Annotated in this window: 15 protein-coding genes; 6 read left to right on the plus strand and 9 right to left on the minus strand. The window is 54.3% G+C overall.

All coding sequences use genetic code 11. The features are described from left to right. Nucleotides 1–84: 84 nt before the first annotated feature. The 4 genes from SGBXF1_RS03270 to SGBXF1_RS03285 all read left to right on the plus strand — a co-directional run bounded on the left by SGBXF1_RS03270 (nt 85) and on the right by SGBXF1_RS03285 (nt 4055). Entirely contained in the window at nt 85–885 is an 801-nt protein-coding gene (locus SGBXF1_RS03270; protein ID WP_037420820.1) for a threonine/serine exporter family protein, read from the plus strand. Beyond that, the gene (locus SGBXF1_RS03275; RefSeq protein ID WP_037420715.1) at nt 882–1346 is read left to right on the plus strand and encodes a threonine/serine exporter; all 465 of its coding nucleotides are present in this window, start codon (nt 882–884) and stop codon (nt 1344–1346) included. Before SGBXF1_RS03270 ends, SGBXF1_RS03275 begins: the two co-directional genes overlap by 4 nt. A 142-nt stretch (nt 1347–1488) precedes the next feature. Continuing rightward, on the plus strand, nt 1489–1971 hold the full coding sequence (gene folA, locus SGBXF1_RS03280; RefSeq protein ID WP_037420718.1) for a type 3 dihydrofolate reductase: 483 nt from the start codon (nt 1489–1491) through the stop codon (nt 1969–1971). Between the two features lie 194 nt (nt 1972–2165). Continuing rightward, entirely contained in the window at nt 2166–4055 is a 1890-nt protein-coding gene (locus SGBXF1_RS03285; RefSeq protein ID WP_186427808.1) for a PhoX family protein, read from the plus strand. 39 nt (nt 4056–4094) lie between these two features. Here the strand turns inward: SGBXF1_RS03285 and apaH are convergent, their stop codons facing one another. From apaH to lptD, 6 genes are all read right to left on the minus strand, one after another. Further along, on the minus strand, nt 4095–4946 hold the full coding sequence (gene apaH, locus SGBXF1_RS03290; protein WP_186427809.1) for a bis(5'-nucleosyl)-tetraphosphatase (symmetrical) ApaH: 852 nt from the start codon (nt 4944–4946) through the stop codon (nt 4095–4097). A 4-nt stretch (nt 4947–4950) separates the two neighbouring features. Then, a complete protein-coding gene (apaG, locus tag SGBXF1_RS03295; RefSeq protein WP_012005174.1) occupies nt 4951–5328 on the minus strand; it encodes a Co2+/Mg2+ efflux protein ApaG in 378 nt (125 codons plus the stop codon). 12 nt (nt 5329–5340) lie between these two features. Beyond that, nucleotides 5341–6159, minus strand: a complete 819-nt coding sequence (rsmA, locus tag SGBXF1_RS03300; protein WP_037420728.1) for a 16S rRNA (adenine(1518)-N(6)/adenine(1519)-N(6))-dimethyltransferase RsmA — start codon at nt 6157–6159, stop codon at nt 5341–5343. Then, nucleotides 6152–7144, minus strand: coding sequence for a 4-hydroxythreonine-4-phosphate dehydrogenase PdxA (gene pdxA, locus SGBXF1_RS03305; RefSeq protein ID WP_186427810.1), 993 nt, complete (start codon nt 7142–7144; stop codon nt 6152–6154). The genes rsmA and pdxA overlap by 8 nt, the downstream gene beginning before the upstream one ends. Beyond that, nucleotides 7131–8429, minus strand: coding sequence for a peptidylprolyl isomerase SurA (gene surA, locus SGBXF1_RS03310; protein WP_037420734.1), 1299 nt, complete (start codon nt 8427–8429; stop codon nt 7131–7133). The genes pdxA and surA overlap by 14 nt, the downstream gene beginning before the upstream one ends. Nucleotides 8430–8494: 65 nt before the next feature. Further along, complete coding sequence (gene lptD, locus SGBXF1_RS03315; RefSeq protein WP_186427811.1) at nt 8495–10858, minus strand: LPS assembly protein LptD; 2364 nt, start codon at nt 10856–10858, stop codon at nt 8495–8497. 228 nt (nt 10859–11086) lie between these two features. On the opposite strand from lptD, the gene djlA reads away from it, so the two are divergent. Then, the gene (gene djlA / locus SGBXF1_RS03320) at nt 11087–11908 is read left to right on the plus strand and encodes a co-chaperone DjlA (RefSeq protein ID WP_186427812.1); all 822 of its coding nucleotides are present in this window, start codon (nt 11087–11089) and stop codon (nt 11906–11908) included. A 393-nt stretch (nt 11909–12301) separates the two neighbouring features. Here djlA and rluA read toward each other — a convergent pair whose 3' ends face one another. From rluA to SGBXF1_RS03335, 3 genes are all read right to left on the minus strand, one after another. Beyond that, nucleotides 12302–12952 carry a bifunctional tRNA pseudouridine(32) synthase/23S rRNA pseudouridine(746) synthase RluA gene (gene rluA, locus SGBXF1_RS03325; RefSeq protein ID WP_061807367.1) on the minus strand — a complete coding sequence of 217 codons (651 nt, stop codon included), beginning with the start codon at nt 12950–12952 and terminating at the stop codon, nt 12302–12304. Nucleotides 12953–13010: 58 nt separating this feature from the next. Next, nucleotides 13011–15917: an RNA polymerase-associated protein RapA gene (gene rapA, locus SGBXF1_RS03330; RefSeq protein ID WP_061807366.1), complete on the minus strand. Its 2907-nt coding sequence runs from the start codon at nt 15915–15917 to the stop codon at nt 13011–13013. Nucleotides 15918–16186: 269 nt separating this feature from the next. Beyond that, on the minus strand, nt 16187–18550 hold the full coding sequence (locus tag SGBXF1_RS03335; RefSeq protein WP_186427813.1) for a DNA polymerase II: 2364 nt from the start codon (nt 18548–18550) through the stop codon (nt 16187–16189). Between the two features lie 184 nt (nt 18551–18734). Between SGBXF1_RS03335 and SGBXF1_RS03340 the strand changes: the two genes are divergently transcribed. Continuing rightward, nucleotides 18735–19505 carry a DedA family protein gene (locus tag SGBXF1_RS03340; protein ID WP_037420752.1) on the plus strand — a complete coding sequence of 257 codons (771 nt, stop codon included), beginning with the start codon at nt 18735–18737 and terminating at the stop codon, nt 19503–19505. The last annotated feature ends 124 nt before the right edge of the window (nt 19506–19629 follow it).

Below are 19629 nucleotides of genomic sequence, written 5' to 3' on the forward strand. Positions count from 1 at the left end.
GCTGCTTCTCCTGATGCGCATCAACCAAATGAGGTAATGTTTGGCAATAAGATGAACTTTATTTTGATGAACCAGGGGCCCCACATGCAGCAGCCGACCACCACCGACATCCCGCCGCCGCAGCGGCAACAGCGTGAAATCACCCGCCTGTGTATTCAATGCGCCTTACTGTTGTTACAGCATGGGGCGGAAAGTATGGTGGTGGAGCAGTTGTCGACGCGTTTGGGGTTGGCATTGGGCATGGACAGCGTAGAAAGTTCGATATCGGCCAACGCGGTGGTGTTGACGACCCTCAGTCACGGTGAATGCTTGACCACGACACGTAAGAACGTCGATCGCGGCATCAATATGCAGATGGTGACCGAGGTGCAACATATCGTTATTTTGGCAGAACACCGGCTGGCGGATGCACACGACGTGGCCCGCCGTCTCCAAAAAATTCGTCCGCTTCGCTATCCACGCTGGCTGGTGGTGTTGATGGTGGCGTTATCTTGCGGTTGCTTCAGCATGCTCAACGGTGGCGATCAAAAAGCGTTTGCCGTGACCTTTATCGCCAGTGGTCTGGCGATGTCTGTGCGCCAAATGCTGACCGCCCGCCACATGAATCCGTTGATCAATTTTTGTCTGACGGCCTTTGTCGCCACTTCGGTTTCCGGATTGCTGCTGCGATTGCCGATGTTCAGCCAAACCTCCACGGTGGCGATGGCCGCCAGCGTGTTGCTGTTGGTACCCGGGTTCCCACTGATTAACGCGGTCGCCGATATGTTTAAGGGACACATTAATACCGGCTTGGCGCGTTGGGCGATGGCGAGCTTGCTGACGCTAGCCACCTGTATTGGTGTAGTGATGGCGATGTCGCTGTGGGATCTGCGGGGGTGGTCATGAGTTTGCTTTGGGCTTTACTGCAGGACATGTTGTTGGCGGCGGTGCCGGCGCTGGGTTTTGCCATGGTATTTAACGTGCCGGTGCGCGCGCTGCGTTATTGTGCACTGCTTGGCGCAGTAGGCCACGGTTCACGCATGCTGATGATGCACGCAGGAATGAACATCGAATGGGCCACGTTTTTGGCATCGATTTTGATCGGTATGATCGGCATTTACTGGTCGCGCTGGTTGTTGGCACACCCGAAGGTGTTTACCGTGGCGGCAGTGATCCCGATGTTCCCAGGGATCTCGGCCTATACTGCGATGATCTCGGTGGTGGAAATTTCGCATCTGGGTTATAGCGAGGCGCTGATGGCTACCCTGATGAGTAACTTCCTCAAAGCCTGTTTTATCGTCGGCGCGTTATCGATCGGGCTGTCATTACCTGGGCTGTGGCTATATCGGAAACGCCCGGGAGTTTAAGCGTGATCAGCCGGTAAAATTGAGTATTAGTTATGCTGATAAGAGCTATCTTATATATTCATATTGCTTGATTAGCCTATCGACGGCAGATAGGGCTTTACGTATAGTGTGAGCAATTTTGCTGCCTACACAGGGTTTAACAATGATTATCAGCCTGATCGCTGCCTTGGCGGCGGATCGCGTTATTGGTATGGAAAACGCCATGCCGTGGCACCTGCCAGCAGATTTAGCGTGGTTTAAACGTAACACGCTGAATAAACCGGTTATTATGGGCCGTAAAACGTTCGAGTCCATTGGTCGTCCGTTACCGGGTCGCCATAACATCGTTTTAAGCAGCCGTCCTGGTAGTGAAACCGGGGTGACTTGGGCGACGTCACTGGACGAAGCACTGGCCGCTGCTGGCGATGTCGAAGAAGTCATGGTGATGGGCGGTGGGCGTATTTATACCCAATTCCTGCCACGAGCCAACCGCATGTACCTGACGCATATCGATGCCGAAGTCGGTGGTGACACTCATTTCCCTGACTATGAGCCGGATGAATGGGAAACCTCGTTCAGTGAGTTCCACGATGCTGACGAGCTGAATTCTCACAGCTATTGCTTCGAGATTTTAGAACACCGCTAATAATCGGGTGTTAGCAATATCCTACAAAGGGCGCAAGAGATTGCGTCCTTTGTCGTTTCTGCGGGCAAAGGTTTTCTGACTTCTAGTTGTAACATTTTCGTCACACTTCCTGATTAGTATGAAGCCCAACTCTGAGCGCCCGGCAACTCTGGTGAATCTTGACTGCGGCGCCATATTAAAAAGGAAATAAACCTATGACGACCAAAATTGAGCAATTAGATGCCGATCGCCTGACCGATCCCACCCGCCGTAAGTTACTGCTGGGCAGTGCAGGTGCCGTTGGCCTGGCCGGTTTCCTCGGCGGCGGCATTTGGACCGTGTCCGCCGAGGCACTGGCAGAGGATTTACCGCCAAATAAGCTGCTGGGCTTCAAAGGCATTGCGGCCTCAACGGCCGATGAGGTGGCGATTGCACCGGGGTACCGCGCTGAGGTGCTGATCTCTTGGGGGGAACCGCTGGTAGAGGGGGCCGCCGCGTTTGACCCGCAGGGCAACAACAGCGCCGCCGACCAGGAAAAGCAATTCGGCGATAATAATGACGGTATGAGCTTTTTCCCGATTGATGACAACCACGGCGTGATGGCCATCAACAACGAATACGTTAATGAGCAATACCTCTTTGCCCACGGTGGCACCAAAGCCACCAGTCTGGAAGATGTGCGTAAATCTCAGGCCGCACATGGTGTTTCTATTGTTGCGGTGCGCCGTGACGGTGACAGCCAGCGTTGGGAAGTAGAACGCCCATCACGCTATAACCGCCGCATCACGGCCAATACCGAAATGCAGTTCAGCGGCCCGGCTGCCGGGCATCCGCTGTTGCAGACGGCGGCTGATCCTACCGGACGTAAGGTGCTGGGCACCTTCGGCAACTGCGCCAACGGTAAAACGCCCTGGGGCACTTACCTGACCTGTGAAGAGAACTTCGATACCTATTTTGGCACCCATCAGGCCGACTATAAGACCACGGCGGAGCAAAAGCGCTATACGCTAAAAGTCAGCGAACCGGAACGCAACTGGCCAGATTACGACGAGCGTTTTGACGTGGCGAAGAACCCGAATGAATTTAACCGCCACGGTTGGATTGTCGAAATCGACCCTATGAATCCGACCTCGACGCCAATCAAACACACAGCGCTGGGTCGCTTCAAACATGAAAATGCCGCGGTAACCGTTGCCAAGGATGGTCGCCTGGTGGTTTACATGGGGGACGATGAGCGCGGCGAGCACATTTATAAATACGTTTCCAAAGGCGTGGTCGACGTGGCTAACCCGGCCAATAACCGTAGCCTGCTGGACGAAGGCACGCTATATGTGGCGCAGTTTGACGGTGATGCTGCCGGCACACCGTTGAAAGGCACCGGGCGCTGGATTGCCCTGGAGTTCGGCAAGAACGGACTGACGCCGGAAAATGGCTTCCGGGATGAGGCCGAAGTGCTGATCTTCGCCCGCAAGGCTGCGGCACAGGTGGGCGCCACCAAAATGGACCGCCCGGAATGGATCGCAGTCAACCCGCATGATGGTCGCGCCTACTGCACACTGACCAACAATAGCAAGCGCGGCGAAGAAGGTATGCCATTGAACGCGGCTAACCCACGCCCGAACAATGTCTATGGCCAGATTATCCGTTGGGATGAAGGTGGCGATGCCACGGCGGCGTCATTCAACTGGGATATTTATGCACTGTGCGGCAACCCGATTGCGCACCCGGAAGGGGTGAATCGTGGTACGCCAAACATTACTGCGGACAATACCTTTAACAGCCCGGATGGCTTAGGTTTTGATAAGTCAGGTCGTCTGTGGATCCTCACCGACGGTAAATACAGTAATAAGGGCGACTATGCAGGGCAGGGGAACAACCAGATGCTGGTGGGCGATCCACTCAGTGGCGAGATCCGCCGCTTTATGGTTGGGCCAAAGTCGTGCGAGTTAACCGGGATTACTTTCACTCCAGATTACAAGACGATGTTCGTCAACGTACAGCACCCGGGCGAAGAGGGGGATTCTCATTTCCCGAACAACAGTCCACGCCCGCGCTCGTCAGTATTGATGATTACGCGTGAAGACGGTGGAGTGATCGGGGCTTAACCAGAAAATAGCGGGGCGGTGTTGACCGCCCCGGCTTGATTATGACGCTACCTGTTGGTGTACGCCGTCCAGCAGATCCCGGCGATTAGCCGGTTGGGTAAAGTACTGCTTATCTTCCCAGCGCAACATGGTCAGGTCACCTCCCCAGCAACAGCCGGTATCGAGACCGATAACGCCTGCTGGCGTACCCTTACCTTCCAGTGATGCCCAATGACCAAAGATAATGGTGTAATCGGCATCGACCAGTCGTGGCAATTCAAACCAAGGTTTGAGTGGGGCCGGTGCTGTACCTGGCGCATCTTTGCAGATCATGTCGAGCTGGCCATTCGGGAAGCAGTAACGCATGCGTGTCAGCGCGTTGGTGCTAAACCGCAGTCGCGCCAATCCGCTCAGCTCTGGGCTCCAGTTGTTCGGCATATCGCCGTACATGGCGTCGAGGAATAGCGGATAGCTGTCACTGCTCAGTACGGCTTCCACTTCACGGGCGCAGATTTGTGCCGTTTCAATGTCCCATTGCGGGGTGATTCCGGCATGTGCCATCACCAGTTTGAGTTGTTCATCCACTTGCAGCACCGGTTGGCGGCGCAGCCAGTTGATAAGCTCATCAGCGTCAGGGGCTTCCAGCAATTGAGTGATGCGATCTTTAGGCTTATTGCGACTGATACCCGCATAGACAGCTAACAGGTGCAGATCGTGGTTGCCCAACACCATACGTACCGCAGGACCGAGTGAACGCACGTAACGCAGCACGTCCAACGAACCGGGGCCGCGGGCAACCAAATCACCGGTCAGCCACAGCTGGTCATGCTGAGGATCGAAAGCAACTTGGGCCAATAGCGACTGCAGTTCATCAAAACAGCCATGAACATCGCCGATAAGATATGTCGACATAGAATTAGTGGATCAGTGTTGGAATAGCTAAGCGGAACACGGGAATAGCGGTCTGGAACGGTTGACCTTGATGATCAACCATTTCGTAATGCCCTTCCATGGTACCCAGTGGCGTTTCAAGAATCGCGCCGCTGGTGTATTGGAATTCTCCCCCAGGTGGAATGAGAGGTTGTTCGCCAACCACCCCTTCACCCTGAACTTCGGTTTGACGGCCATTGCTGTTGGTAATCAACCAGTAACGGCCCAGCAGTTGTACGTTGAAACGCCCCAAATTGCGGATGGTGATGGTATAAGCGAAGACGTAACGTTCTTCCTCAGGTATCGATTGTGATTCTACATAGACACTTTGTACCTGAATACATACACGAGGCGAATCAATCATGACCACTACTCCTTATTGCTGCGGCGCGGGATTGGCTGAAAGCCAGTTAGCCAGCTTACAGTATTGCGCCACAGAAATATTCTCTGCTCTAAGTACCGGATCGATACCCAATTCCGTCAGTTGCTCTGGCGTGAACAGGTCACCCAGGCTGTTGCGGACAGTCTTCCGGCGCTGGTTGAACGCCTGAGTTGTAATCCGGCTTAGCATGCGTACGTCACCCACTGGGTTTGGGTTCACCAGGTGCGGAACCAGACGTACCACAGCGGAATCCACTTTTGGCGCTGGGGTGAAAGAGGTCGGTGGTACTTCCAGCACCGGGATGACGTTGCAGTAGTACTGTGCCATCACGGTTAAACGCCCGTAGGCTTTGCTGTTTGGCCCAGCAACCAGACGGTTGACTACCTCTTTCTGCAACATAAAGTGCATGTCGCGGATGGCCTGAGTATAGCTGAAAAGGTGGAACATCAGCGGTGTCGAAATGTTATACGGCAGGTTACCAAACACGCGCAGCGGTTGGCCAGCCTGCTCGGCCATTTCGGCAAAGTTCACCGTCATGGCATCTTGCTGGTGAATGGTCAGTTTGTCTTTCAGCTGCGGGTGGTTCGCCAGACGTGCCGCCAGATCGCGGTCCAGCTCAATCACTGTCATGCGGTCCATACGTGCGCCAACCGGCTCGGTCAATGCACCCAACCCGGGACCGATTTCAACAACCGCTTCACCCGGCATTGGGTGAATGGCGGAGACAATGCTATCGATGACAAACTGATCGGTTAAAAAGTTCTGTCCAAAGCGTTTGCGGGCAAAGTGCCCTTGGTGGACTTTATTATTCATTACAATTAATTATCATTTTAATGGCGAGATTCAAGGCCGTTTTGAAACTGCCTGCATCGGCGGTGCCGGTGCCTGCAAGTTCTAAAGCGGTACCGTGGTCGACCGAGGTACGGATAAAAGGCAAACCGAGGGTAATATTTACCGCCCGGCCGAACCCTTGGTATTTTAGCACTGGCAGACCCTGATCGTGATACATCGCCAGCACAGCATCGGCATGTTGCAGATATTTGGGCTGGAACAGGGTGTCTGCCGGCAGTGGGCCGATCAGATGAATACCTTCAGCACGAAGCGCGTCTAGCGCCGGGATAATGGTATCGATCTCTTCACGTCCCATATGGCCGCCTTCTCCGGCATGCGGATTCAAACCACAGACATAAATTTGTGGTTGGGCCAGGCCAAATTTGGTTTTCAGGTCATGGTCGAGAATATGGATGACTTCATGCAAACTCTGCTGGGTGATAGCGCCAGGCACCGCCAGTAAAGGCAGGTGAGTGGTCGCCAGTGCCACGCGCAGCTCTTCGGTCGCCAGCATCATCACGACACGATCGCAGCCGCTGCGATCGGCAAAGAATTCGGTATGGCCAATAAAGGGGACACCGGCATCGTTGATAACGCCTTTGTTCACCGGTCCGGTTATCAGTGCGGCGAATTCGCCATTCAGACAACCGTCGCAGGCGCGTGCCAGCGTTTCCACCACGTAGGCGCTATTGCCCACGTTCAATTCACCCGCTACTACCGTATGAGCGAGCGCGACGGGTAAGACCGTCAGCGTACCGGCTCGCTGTGGCAGGGCTGGCTGCTGTGGTTGATAGTCGCGCAGTTGCAACGGCAGGTTTAACTGCCGGGCGCGCTCAAGCAACAAGGCCGGATCCGCGCACACCACAAGTTCAACAGGCCAATCCTGTTGCGCCAGCGCTGCCACCAAATCCGGCCCAACCCCGGCAGGCTCGCCGGGGGTGATTACGATACGATTATTGTTGTGCATTACCGTCAAGGATCTTCACGTAAGCCTGAGCACGTTGTTCCTGCATCCAGGTTTGCGCTTCTTCAGCAAACTTGCGGTTGAACAACATGCGGTAAGCACGGTCTTTCTGCGCCGCGTCGGTTTTATCCACCTGACGCGTATCCAGCAACTGAATCAGGTGCCAGCCGAAGGAAGAGTGCACTGGTTGGCTGACTTCGCCTTTACTCAGTTTCATTAAGGCATCGCGGAAAGCGGGATCGTAGATGTCTGGAGAAGCCCAGCCGAGATCACCACCCTGAAGTGCAGAACCTGGATCCTGAGAAAGCTGTTTAGCTTCGTCAGCAAACTTGGCGCGGCCGCTCTTGATTTCTGCAGCAACGGCTTGCAGTTTTGCACGTGCCTGATCGTCGGTCAGCACCACAGACGGCTTCAGCAGAATATGACGTGCATGAACCTCGGTGACGGATACTGACTGGTTTGCACCACGGATATCGTTCACTTTCAGGATGTGGAAGCCAACGCCAGAACGGATTGGGCCGACCACATCACCTTTTTTGGCGTTAACAAGTCTTTCGGCGAACAGAGTAGGGATTTCCTGCAGCTTGCCCCAACCCATGTTGCCGCCTTTCAGCGCCTGGGAATCCGCGGAGTAGGCGATCGCCAGCTTGCCGAAGTCGGCCCCGCCGTTGATTTCACCCATCAGTTTTTTAGCCAAGGCTTCCGCGTCGTCAACCTGCGCCTGCGACGGATTTTCCGGCAGCGGGATCAGGATGTGACTGATGTTCATTTCAGTATCGCTACCGTTCTGAGCGCCAACCTGCGTTGCCAGTGAGTCGACTTCCTGAGGCAGGATGGTGACGCGTCGGCGCACTTCGTTGTTACGCACTTCAGAAATCAGCATTTCCTTACGGATCTGCGAACGGTAAGTGTTGTAGTTCAGACCTTCATACGCCAGACGGCTGCGCATCTGATCGATGCTCATTTTGTTCTGTGCGGCGATATTACTGATGGCTTTGTCCAGATCGGCGTCGGAAACGTTGATCCCCATTTTCTTGGCCATCTGCAACTGGATGTTATCCATAATCAGACGCTCAAGGATCTGGTGACGCAGTGTCTTGTCATCCGGCAATTGTTGCCCGGCCTGCTGCGCATTAAGTTTCACCGACTGCAACAGGGTGTTTACGTCGCTCTCAAGCACAACGCCGTTATCCACGACGGCGGCGACTTTATCCACTTCTTGGGGTGCTGCGAACGCGGTATTGGCGCAAACCACCAATCCGAGAATAAGCGTTCTCCAGTTCTTCATACATTTCCCATTATGTAATCCGCAAATGCGGGTGAAAGTTCTCGTTTTCAAAGTGTTACAAAGCATCAAAATGCACGCTGGTAAGGCAGAATGCCGGAACGCAACATTTCCGCGGAGCCCAGACTGTGATCGCTGCTCAGGCCACGCAGTTCGACGTTGAATGAAACTTTGTTGTCATAAACGCTGGTATTGTTGCTGTTGTTCCAGTCGGTGATCTTGCGCTCATAGCCCAAGGTTACCGCCCAACAGCAGGTGTTGTACTTCACGCCGAGCAACTGATCGGCAGATTGTTTTGCACGGGTGTCGTAGTAATAAGCACCTACAACGGCCCAGCGATCGGCAATCGGCCAACTGCCGGTGACGCCCACTTGCGAAATACCGTCCTGATAAGCCGGAACCTGCGTGGTATTCAACGCCGTCTCAATATACTCCGGTGTAGCGTAACGGTAGTTCAACTGCAATACGCGTTCAGAATCCTGACGGTATTCCAGTACACCATTACCCAATGAGATGCTATTGAGACGCGTGTCATACTGCAGACCGCCACGCAGACCCCAACGATCGTCAATCTTCCAATAGCTATCGCCAGCCCAAGCCAGGCTACCGGTATCGTCATTGTTGTCGTAACGCGTCGTTTGGTCGCCGGTACGAGAACGGCTGAAGTAGTAGATTTGACCTACGGAAACATTAAAACGTTCAACCAGCGCGTCATCATAAATACGCGAGGTCAAACCGGTTGAAATACGGTTCTGCGAAGCAATGCGATCCAGACCACTGTATGTGCGGTCACGGAACAAGCCAGAGTAGTCGGTTTGCAGCAACGTGGTGTCGTAGGTATAGATGTTGCTTTGGTCACGATACGGCACATACAAATACTGCACGCGCGGCTCGAGGGTTTGTGTATAGCCCTCAGACCAGTTCATTGGGCGATCGAATACCATCTTGCCGTCGACTTTGAACTGCGGCAGCACGCGGTTCACCGAATCTTCCAAGTCTGGCGCATTGTTACCGGTGCGGTTCTTGTAGTTGGTTGCAAAACCGTCAGGAATATCCTGCTGATAGTGGGTCGCCAGCAGTTTGGCTTCGGTGTTCAGACTGCCCCAACCGTTGGTCAGTGGCAGGCTCAGCGTCGGTTCCATATGCAGACGCGTGGCGTCAGGGCTGTATGGGTTAACGCTAATGAACTTGGCTGCCTGGCCGTAAATGTGGAAATCGAACGGGCCAATATCGTCTTTATAGTAGTTCAGGTCCAACTGTGGCTGAACTTTATAAGAATCCGATTGGCTGCGGTCGGTATCGTCATAGATCTGGAACTGTTTGGAGCTTAAGGTCGCGTCCCAGTTATCAATGGCGTAGCCGACGCTGAATTTCTGCGTGGCATAACCGTCGGTTGTTGAGCCGTATTTGGAGTCCAGATCGGTAAAGTATTTGGAGTCGCTGACCTTGGTGTAGTCGACGTTGAAACGCCACACCTTGTCCATAACACCATTGTGGTTCCAGTAGAACAACCAACGCTTACTGTCGTCAGGGTTGTCCTTGCTGTATTCCTTATCGTTCGGCAACCAGTCTAATTCCATCAGGCCCAAGCCAGGCTGTACCAGATAGCGGAATTCGTTCTGCAACTGCAAGCCACGTCGGGACATGTAGTGTGGTGTGATGGTGGCGTCGAAGTTTGGCGCAATGTTCCAGTAATACGGCAGCATGAACTCAAAGCCATTGCTGCTACCATATTTTGCATTCGGGATCAGGAAACCGGAACGACGTTTATCACCCACCGGCAATTGCAGGTAAGGACTGTAGAATACGGGGACGCCGCCAATTTTAAAGCGGGCGTTCCAGATTTCTGCAACCTGCTCTTCGCGGTCGTGGATCACTTCGGAGCCGACTACGCTCCAGCTGTCGTCACCTGGCAAACAGGACGTAAAGGTGCCGTTTTCCAGAATGGTGTAACGGTTGGCACCGCGCATCTTCATCTTGTCGGCGTCACCGCGCCCCTGACGGCCTACCATTTGGTAGTCACCTTCATAGACATCGGTATCTTTATTATTCAGGTTTGACCAGGCTTTCGGACCTTTCAGTTTGATCTGATTGTCGCTGTAGTGCACGTCACCGGTCGCCGTTACGGTACGTACCGGCTCGGTCTGCCCTGGGTTTTGCGTCTGGTTAAGCTCCACCTGTTTGGCGGTCAGGGTGCTGTTGCCTTGCTCAATATTCACGTTACCGGTGAACAGCGCGCTTTTTGGATAATCTGCGCGAGAGTCATCAGCGTGAATAGTGACGGGCTGGCTGTTAGGATCGCCGCTGACCAGCGGTTTGTCATAAACAGGTACGCCAAGCATACATTGCTCAGCCAGGTCAGCCAGCGCGTGCTGACTGTAGAGTGCCGTCCAAATCAGTGTGGCCAGCAGTGTTGGGAAACTTTTTTTCATACGCGGTTTTGGTGTTCCGTCATCAGAGGCGTCATGTCCGGCAAACGGTCAGAGACTATATCACTCATCTGCGTTGCGCTAGTGTTAAATCCGGCCGTTTACTTGCGTCGTCGATAGGCGCAAAGATAAATGACAGGTATGATAATCCAAATCCTGGGAAAAATCGCCTTAACCCTTACCTAAGACGGAAGGGAGCAGTCGGCTTTCGGCATGATAATTGAGGAGTATATGCAGTATTGGGGAAAACTGCTCGGGGTCATCGTGGCCATTTGGGCTGGCGCGGGATTCTGGGGTGTAGTTTTGGGGCTGATTGTCGGTCATATGATTGACACTGCGCGCAGCAACAAGCGTAGCCGGGGCTTTTTCGCCGATCAGCAAACGCGGCAAACGTTGTTTTTCCGCACCACTTTTCAGGTGATGGGTCACCTGACTAAATCTAAAGGGCGCGTTACCGAGGCGGATATTCAGATCGCCAGCCTGTTTATGGATCGTCTGCAACTGCACGGTGAAGCCCGTACGGCGGCACAGCAGGCGTTTCGTGAAGGCAAGCAAAGCCAGTTCCCGTTGAGGGAGACACTGCAGCAGTTCCGCAGTATCTGCTTCGGTCGTTTTGACCTGATTCGGATGTTTCTGGAAATTCAAATCCAGGCGGCATTCGCCGACGGTTCGCTGCATCCAAACGAGCGGCAGGTGCTGTATGTCATCGCTGAAGAATTGGGCATTTCACGGGCGCAGTTTGATCAGTTCCTCAGCATGATGGAAGGTGGACGCCATTTTGGTGGCGGTCAGCAAGGCGGGTATTCGCAGGGCGGTTACCAGCAGGCACAGCGTGGGCCTACTTTGGATGATGCCTGTAAAGTGCTGGGTGTCAGCAGCAGCGACGATGCGACTACCATCAAGCGCGCTTACCGCAAGCTGATGAGCGAGCACCATCCGGATAAGCTGGTGGCGAAAGGTTTACCACCGCAAATGATGGAAATGGCCAAGCAGAAAGCGCAGGAAATTCAGGCGGCATATGACCTGATCAAGCGTGAAAAAGGCTTCAAGTAACGATACCAGTCATACTTGAAGCTGCCTCTTTGTTGGCTGCGCCTGTTCACCCCGGTCACATAGTTGACTATGCTCCCGGGGATTTACATGCTTGCCGCCTCGACGCAACTCCAATTATTTAGGGTATAGAACCGTCATACTTGAAGCTGCCTCTTTGTTGGCTGCGCCTGCTCACCCCGGTCACATAGTTGACTATGCTCCCGGGGATTTACATGCTTGCCGCCTCGACGCAACTCCAATTATTTAGGGTATAGAACCGTCATACTTGAAGTTGCCTCTTTGTTGGCTGCGCCTGTTCACCCCGGTCATGTACTTTCTGTACGTTTCCGGGGTTGCGCTTAGTTACCGACTTTCTGCAACTCGAAGTATTTGGGGTATAGCCGTCCGGTGGTGTTAGAAATCCGGCTCGGCGCGAAAATGCATAGGTGTCTGGAATGCGGGGTGGGTAATACGCAGTTCCTGGGCGTGCAGCTGTAGTCGGGGTGCCATGGCCTTGGCTTCTGGATGTGCATAGAAACCGTCACCGAGGATCGGGTGGCCTAGCGCCAGCATGTGCACGCGCAATTGGTGCGAGCGACCGGTGATCGGCATGAGTTTTACCCGCGTGCTGCCATCGGTATCACGTGACAGCACCAGATACTCAGTCTGTGCCGCTTTACCCGTTTCAAAACACACTTTCTGCAACGGTCGGTTAGGCCAGTCACAAATCAGTGGCAAATCCACCAAACCTTCGTCGTGTTCCAGATGGCCCCATACGCGAGCGATATAGGACTTCTTCGGTTCACGTTCGCGGAACTGGCGTTTCAGTTCACGCTCAGCCGCCTTGTTCAGCGCCACCACAATCACACCACTGGTTGCCATATCCAGGCGATGCACCGACTCGGCGGCCGGAAAGTCTGCCTGAATGCGCGTCATCAGACTGTCTTTGTTTTCCGGCGCACGGCCGGGTACCGACAGCAGGCCGCTCGGCTTGTTGACCACGATAATGTGCTCATCCTGATACAGGATATGCATCGGGCCTTGCGGGGGATTGTAGGGTTCCATCTCATTGGCTCCGCTGAAAAGGCCACGCGGGGAACCGGGGTCCCCCGCGCTGTGCCGGTTACTGGTGGGTCACAACGACCAGACGGATTGCATCCAGACGCCATCCTGCTTCATTCAGGTTAACCAGCACCTGCTTGCGATTGAACTCCAGCGCTTCGACTTCGTCATCACGGATGTTCGGGTTGACCGCCTTCAGGGCTTCCAGACGCGCCAGCTCGGTGCTCAGCTTGTCATCCGCTTCCTGTTTTGCTTGCTCGATCAAGGCACGGGCCTGCTCTTCAACCAGGCTTTCCGCCTGTTGCAGCATAGCGTGCACATCTTGCTGCACCGCATTGACCAGCTTGCTGGAGGTATGGCGGTTGACCGCGTTCAACTGACGGTTGAAGCTTTCGAATTCAACCTGTGCCGCCAGATTGGTGCCTTTGCGGTCCATCAGCATACGGATTGGCGTCGGTGGCAGGAAGCGGGTCAGTTGCAGGTGCTTCGGCGCTTGTGCCTCAACCACATACACTAATTCAACCAACAAGGTCCCGACAGGCAGCGCCTTGTTTTTCAACAGAGAAACGGCACAGCTACCGGTATCGCCGGACAGGATCAGATCCAGACCGTTGCGGATAATCGGGTGTTCCCAACTGACGAACTGTGCATCTTCACGCGACAACGCCTGCTCGCGATCGAAGGTGACGGTGCAACCGTCCTGCGGCAGGCCCGGGAAGTCCGGCACCAGCATGTGGTCAGATGGCGTCAGGACAATCAGGTTGTCGCTGCGATCGTCCTGATTGATACCGACGATGTCGAACAGGTTAAGCGCAAAGCCCACCAGGTTGACGTCGTTGTCCTGATTGGCAATGGCTTCAGCCAGTGCCTGTGCTTTCTCGCCGCCGTTGGAGTGCATTTCCAGCAGGCGATCGCGGCCCTGCTCCAGTTGCACCTTCAGGTGGTCATGCTGCTGACGGCAGGTGTGAATGAATTCATCCAGCCCTTCTTGTTCAGTAGGCGACGCCAGGAAACCGATCAGTTGCTCATAACCACTGTCATAAATGGTACGGCCGGTCGGGCAGGTATGTTCGAAGGCATCAAGCCCTTCGTGGAACCAACGCCCCAGTACCGCCTGAGCGGTGTTTTCCAGGTAAGGCACCATGATTTGAATGTCATGCATCTGGCCGATACGGTCCAGACGGCCAATACGTTGTTCCAGCAGATCCGGGTTAAACGGCAGATCGAACATTACCAGATGGCTGGCGAACTGGAAGTTACGGCCTTCGGAACCGATTTCCGAGCACAGCAGCACTTGAGCGCCGTCTTCTTCTGAAGCGAAGTAAGCGGCGGCACGATCGCGTTCGATAATCGACAAGCCTTCATGGAACACTGCGGCACGGATAGCTTCACGCTCACGCAATACCTGTTCCAGTTGCAGTGCGGTGGCGGCCTTGGCGCAGATCACCAGCACTTTTTCGTTGCGGTTGCTCACCAGGTAATTCAGTAACCACTCAACGCGCGGATCGAAGTTCCACCAGGTGGCGTTTTCGCCTTCAAATTCCTGATAGATTTGCTCTGGGTACAGCATATCGCGTGCGCGTGCTTCAACGGTTTTCTTCGCACCCATGATGCCAGACACTTTAATGGCGGTCTGATATTGGGTCGGCAGCGGCAGTTTGATTTGGTGCAGGTTGCGGTGTGGGAAGCCTTTTACACCATTGCGGGTGTTACGGAACAGCACACGGCTGGTGCCGTGGCGGTCCATCAGCATGGTGACCAGTTCCTGGCGTGCCTGCTCGGCGCCATCGCTGTCGCTGTTGGCGGCCTTCAGCAGTGGCTCAATATCTTGTTCGTCGATCAGTTCGCCCAACAGATTCAGCTTATCATCGGCCAGACGTTCACCGCTCAGTAGCAAGGTGACTGCATCCGCCACAGGGCGGTATTTCTGCTGTTCTGCGACAAACTCGTGGTAGTCGTGGAAACGGTTTGGATCCAACAGGCGTAAGCGTGCGAAGTGGCTTTGTTGGCCAAGTTGCTCTGGGGTTGCAGTCAGCAGCAGTACACCGGGAATGTGCTCAGCCAGCTGTTCAATGACTTGGTATTCGCGGCTGGGAGCATCTTCGCTCCAGGCCAAGTGGTGTGCTTCATCCACTACCAGCAAATCCCACTGGGCATCGGCCAGTTCTTCCAGGCGCTGCTTATTACGGCGCACGAAGTCCAGCGAGCAGATCACCAACTGTTCAGTTTCAAACGGGTTGCTGCTGTCGAGCTTAGCTTCTGAGTAACGGCTGTCGTCGAACAGAGAAAAATACAGGTTGAAGCGGCGCATCATTTCGACCAGCCACTGGTGCTGCAATGTTTCTGGCACCACGATCAACACGCGCTCGGCACGGCCCGCCAGCAATTGCTGGTGGATGATCATACCGGCTTCAATGGTTTTACCCAGACCCACTTCATCTGCCAACAGAACGCGTGGCGCATGGCGCTGGCCGACTTCATAGGCAATATGCAACTGGTGAGGGATCAGGCTGGCTCGCATACCGCGCAGACCGGCAAATGGCAGACGATACTGCTCGCTCTGGTATTTACGGGCGCGGAAACGCAAAGCGAAGCGATCCATACGGTCGATCTGGCCGGCAAACAGACGGTCCTGTGGCTTGCTGAAGGTCAGCTTACTGTCCAGCAGCACTTCACGCATTGACACACCGCTTTCCTGGGTGTCCAGACGGGTGCCAATGTAGGTCAGCAGGCCGTTATCCTCTTTGACCTCTTCTACCTGCAGCTCCCAGCCTTCGTGGTTGCTGATAGTGTCGCCCGGGTTGAACATCACGCGAGTGATTGGCGAGTCATTTCTGGCATAGAGGCGGTTTTCGCCGGTTGCGGGGAAAAGCAGGGTAATCATGCGCGCATCCAGCGCCACGACAGTACCCAGTCCTAATTCGCTTTCCGTGTCGCTGATCCAGCGTTGACCAAGTGTAAAAGGCATATATTGTCGGCTCGATTCTTTTTAAGTAAGTCTTGTTACCGGGCTTTGATCACCGCGGTACCCGTATCAAACGTCTGCTAATCCCGATTTATTTTAATATGGCGGGCAATAGCTATTCACCCCATGCAAACATCGTCAGACGGCATGAGTGAAGTGTGGTCCAGAATTTGGGAAGGGCGCTATGGTAATGGAAGGCGACGCGTTCGTCACCTGCAAAACCTGATGATTTTTCTTAACCCTTCGCCAAAGCCCGCGGGACGGGCTGAATGTCAAAACAACCCCATTTGCCCGGTCACCAGCGTGGTAAAATCGTCATGCAAGAATGGGAGTATAGCGTCTGCCACAGGTTGTAACTGACGCTCCAGATAATGGGGATAATCAATTGCCGACTGCTGGGTCTCAAGCGGCTCAGGCCCGGCCACGGTCATGACATAGCTAATCCAGCCGCCGTTCTGGTATTGAAGCGGTCGCCCCTGCTGACGATTATAGTCGTCAGCGATGCGTGCAGCACGAACATGTGGTGGTACGTTGCGCTGATATTCGTCCAGCCTCCGGCGTAGGCGCTTGCGGTAGACCAAGCGATCGTCAAAATCACCATTGAGCGTTTGGCTGACGTATTCCCGCACAAAGTCCTGATATGGCTGTTGCTTAAAAATGCGTTGGTAGAGCAGTTGCTGGAACTGCTGCGCCAGCGGTGTCCAGTCTGTGCGCACGGTTTCCAGGCCTTTGTATACCATTTCTTCGCTGCCATCCGCTCTTGCGATTAACCCGGCATAACGCTTTTTACTGCCCTGTTCGGCACCACGGATGGTAGGCATCAGGAAGCGTGAATAATGGGTTTCGAACTCCAGTTCCAGGGCATTATCCAGCCCATATTGCTCCTGTAAATGTTGTTGCCACCATTGGTTCACTTGCTGGACCAGCGTCCGGCCAATGTTGGCTGCCTGCTGCTCGTCATGCGGTTGCTTGAGCCAGACGAAGGTAGAATCGGTATCGCCGTAGATCACCTGGTAACCTTGCGCTTCTATCAGCTCTCGTGTTTGGCGCATGATCTCATGGCCACGCAGGGTGATCGACGAAGCCAGGCGGGGATCGAAAAAGCGGCAGCCGCTCGATCCCAATACCCCATAAAGCGCGTTCATGATGATCTTCAATGCCTGGGATAACGCTTTGTTCTGCTGACGCTTCGCCGCTTCACGGCCCTGCCAGATCTGCTCGACGATCGCCGGCAGGCAATGTTTTTCACGTGAGAAACGCGCATTGCGGAAGCCGGGCACTGAATCGGCATCGCTCGGGTGTTGCATACCTTCCACCAACCCAACGGGATCGATCAGGAAAGTGCGGATGATCGACGGGTACAGGCTTTTGTAATCCAGTACCAGAACTGAGTCATACAGGCCGGGTCGCGAATCCATCACAAAACCGCCGGGGCTGTGTTCTTCCGGCTGTTCGCCGAGATTGGGGGCGATAAAACCCAGTCGGTGCATGCGTGGCATATACAGATTGCTGAAAGCCGCGACCGAACCGCCGCTACGATCGGCTGCTAACCCGGTCACCGTGGCGCGCTCCAGCAGGAAGGTCAACAATTCGGTTTTGGCAAAAATTCGCGTCACCAGCTCGCAGTCTTTTAGGTTGTAGCGCGCCAGCGCCGGTTTGTCTTCTGCGAAGCGTCGGTCTATTTCAGCCATCCGCTGATAGGGGTTGTCGATCGACTTGCCTTCCCCCAGTAATGTCTGTGACACGTGCTCGAGACTAAAAGAAGGGAAGTTCCAGGTGGCAGATTTTAGCGCCTCGATGCCGTCGATAATCAACCGCCCGGCAGCGGAGGCGAAAAAGTGATTCTGTTTGAAACCGTGTTCACGCCATTCGAGCAGGTTGCCACCACGGCCCAGCTTTAGCGGGATTTGGTAACGTTCAGCGTGTTTTTGCAGTACTCGCAGATCGAACTGCACCAGATTCCAACCGATGATGGCATCGGGATCGTGTTGTTCCAGCCACTGGTTCAGGCGTTCCAGCATCTGTGGGCGACTGACGCAGTACTCCAGGTCAAAATCCAGCGGTTCATTGCCACCGTTGGCCGGCCCGAGCATGTAGACCTGGCGCTGACCGCAGCCTTCCAGAGCAATAGAGTACAGCTCACCATGAGCAGTGGTTTCAATGTCCAGCGAGACCAGCTTCAAGGCAGGGCGATATTCTGGCGCGGGTTTCATTTTACTGTTGAGCAGTGGACCAGTGCCATTTGGCTGGCCGCTGAACCATACCGGCGCGGTGATAAAGCGCTCCATCAGATAGCGTTCAGGCGGGCGAATATCGGCTTCGTAGATATTAACGCCGCCGTCTTTCAGCAGCCTTTCCAGTTTGATCAACTGACGGTGTTGGTGGCAGTACAGCCCCAGTACCGGGCGATGATGAAAATCAGTCAGCGGTAAGAGTTTTAGCTCCCATTGCCGTTCTTCGCGCAGCAACAACTCAGCACGTTGACGCTGTTCGGCAGGAATGAAGGCGACCGAAGTCTGCGGTGCCAGGCGAAGTTGCTGCGGGCCATTCTCGGTCGCCAGCCAAAACTCCACCTCGGTGCCGGCGGGCGTATCACGCCAGTGGCGGGTGAGCAAGAAACCCTGTTGGAGTGACATCGCGCTGTTCCTGACAAGCTAAGCTATAAGGGAGAATATATAGACTATAGTATGGGTTTTTATACAGTAATTGTCTATTGGCACACAGTTCTGCCAAAAAACCATACAATTCACCGGTTGACTCGTTCCCGGTCGCACCTGACAATCCCACGCCCACGCGCTTTGGATAACCAACAGAGGTTTAATGGAAGCCTATTTACAGCATTTAATTACCCAGTCTTTGGCTTTCACTCTGATGGTCGTCATGCTTGTCGCGTTTTTGGAGTCATTGGCGCTGGTGGGATTATTGTTGCCCGGCACGGTGATGATGGCCAGTATCGGTGCATTGATCGGCAGTGGTCAGGTTGACTTCTATTACGCCTGGGCGGCAGGTATTGTCGGCTGTCTTTTGGGCGACTGGATTTCTTACTTTATCGGTCGTGCCTTCAAAGGGCCGTTGCACCGTTGGTCCTTCCTGAAAAAGAACAAGGCGATGCTCGACAAGACCGAGCATGCGTTACATCAGCATAGTATGGCGACCATTCTGATTGGTCGTTTTATTGGCCCGACGCGTCCACTGGTACCGATGGTTGCCGGGATGTTGGATTTACCGCCGTACAAATTCGCATTGCCGAACATTATCGGCTGTATCACCTGGCCACCGGTCTATTTTTTCCCGGGTATTCTGGCTGGTGTGGCGATCGACATTCCTGCCAGCGCTAACAGTGCGTTATTCAAATGGCTGTTGTTTGCGGTGGCGATGCTGATTTGGCTGGCCGCCTGGCTGAGCTGGCGCTGGTGGCGTGAAGGTAAACGCAGCAATGACCGTTTGAGCCAATGGTTGTCGCCACTGCGGCTACGGATAGCCTGCGTGCTGAGTTGGATCCTGGCGATCGGCACCTTTTATTACCTGTCCCAACAGCCGCTGATGCCGGTTTACCGGCATTTACTTTGGAAGGTGCTGGCAGGGCAGTAACAAGAGGGTATTCACTTCAGACTGCTGACCAAGCCAATTATTAGGGAGAGCGTGCCGAAGGGGGCGTAGCGGCTTGTCCTCCGACCAATTTACCGGGAGCAAATTGGAACGACTTTCAGTCGGC

Origin of the sequence: Serratia grimesii (assembly GCF_900186025.1) — a bacterium.
In the GTDB taxonomy this organism is placed as follows: domain Bacteria; phylum Pseudomonadota; class Gammaproteobacteria; order Enterobacterales; family Enterobacteriaceae; genus Serratia; species Serratia grimesii.

Coding starts and splice junctions, on each gene's coding strand:
- SGBXF1_RS03285 (WP_186427808.1), top strand. CDS start 2,166: ATGACGACCAAAATTGAGCAATTAGATGCCGATCGCCTGACCGATCCC.
- rapA (WP_061807366.1), bottom strand. CDS start 15,917: ATGCCTTTTACACTTGGTCAACGCTGGATCAGCGACACGGAAAGCGAA.
- apaG (WP_012005174.1), bottom strand. CDS start 5,328: ATGATTGATTCGCCTCGTGTATGTATTCAGGTACAAAGTGTCTATGTA.
- surA (WP_037420734.1), bottom strand. CDS start 8,429: ATGAAGAACTGGAGAACGCTTATTCTCGGATTGGTGGTTTGCGCCAAT.
- SGBXF1_RS03340 (WP_037420752.1), top strand. CDS start 18,735: ATGGAAGCCTATTTACAGCATTTAATTACCCAGTCTTTGGCTTTCACT.
- SGBXF1_RS03275 (WP_037420715.1), top strand. CDS start 882: ATGAGTTTGCTTTGGGCTTTACTGCAGGACATGTTGTTGGCGGCGGTG.
- rluA (WP_061807367.1), bottom strand. CDS start 12,952: ATGGAACCCTACAATCCCCCGCAAGGCCCGATGCATATCCTGTATCAG.
- folA (WP_037420718.1), top strand. CDS start 1,489: ATGATTATCAGCCTGATCGCTGCCTTGGCGGCGGATCGCGTTATTGGT.
- pdxA (WP_186427810.1), bottom strand. CDS start 7,144: ATGCACAACAATAATCGTATCGTAATCACCCCCGGCGAGCCTGCCGGG.
- SGBXF1_RS03270 (WP_037420820.1), top strand. CDS start 85: ATGCAGCAGCCGACCACCACCGACATCCCGCCGCCGCAGCGGCAACAG.
- SGBXF1_RS03335 (WP_186427813.1), bottom strand. CDS start 18,550: ATGTCACTCCAACAGGGTTTCTTGCTCACCCGCCACTGGCGTGATACG.
- rsmA (WP_037420728.1), bottom strand. CDS start 6,159: ATGAATAATAAAGTCCACCAAGGGCACTTTGCCCGCAAACGCTTTGGA.
- apaH (WP_186427809.1), bottom strand. CDS start 4,946: ATGTCGACATATCTTATCGGCGATGTTCATGGCTGTTTTGATGAACTG.
- djlA (WP_186427812.1), top strand. CDS start 11,087: ATGCAGTATTGGGGAAAACTGCTCGGGGTCATCGTGGCCATTTGGGCT.
- lptD (WP_186427811.1), bottom strand. CDS start 10,858: ATGAAAAAAAGTTTCCCAACACTGCTGGCCACACTGATTTGGACGGCA.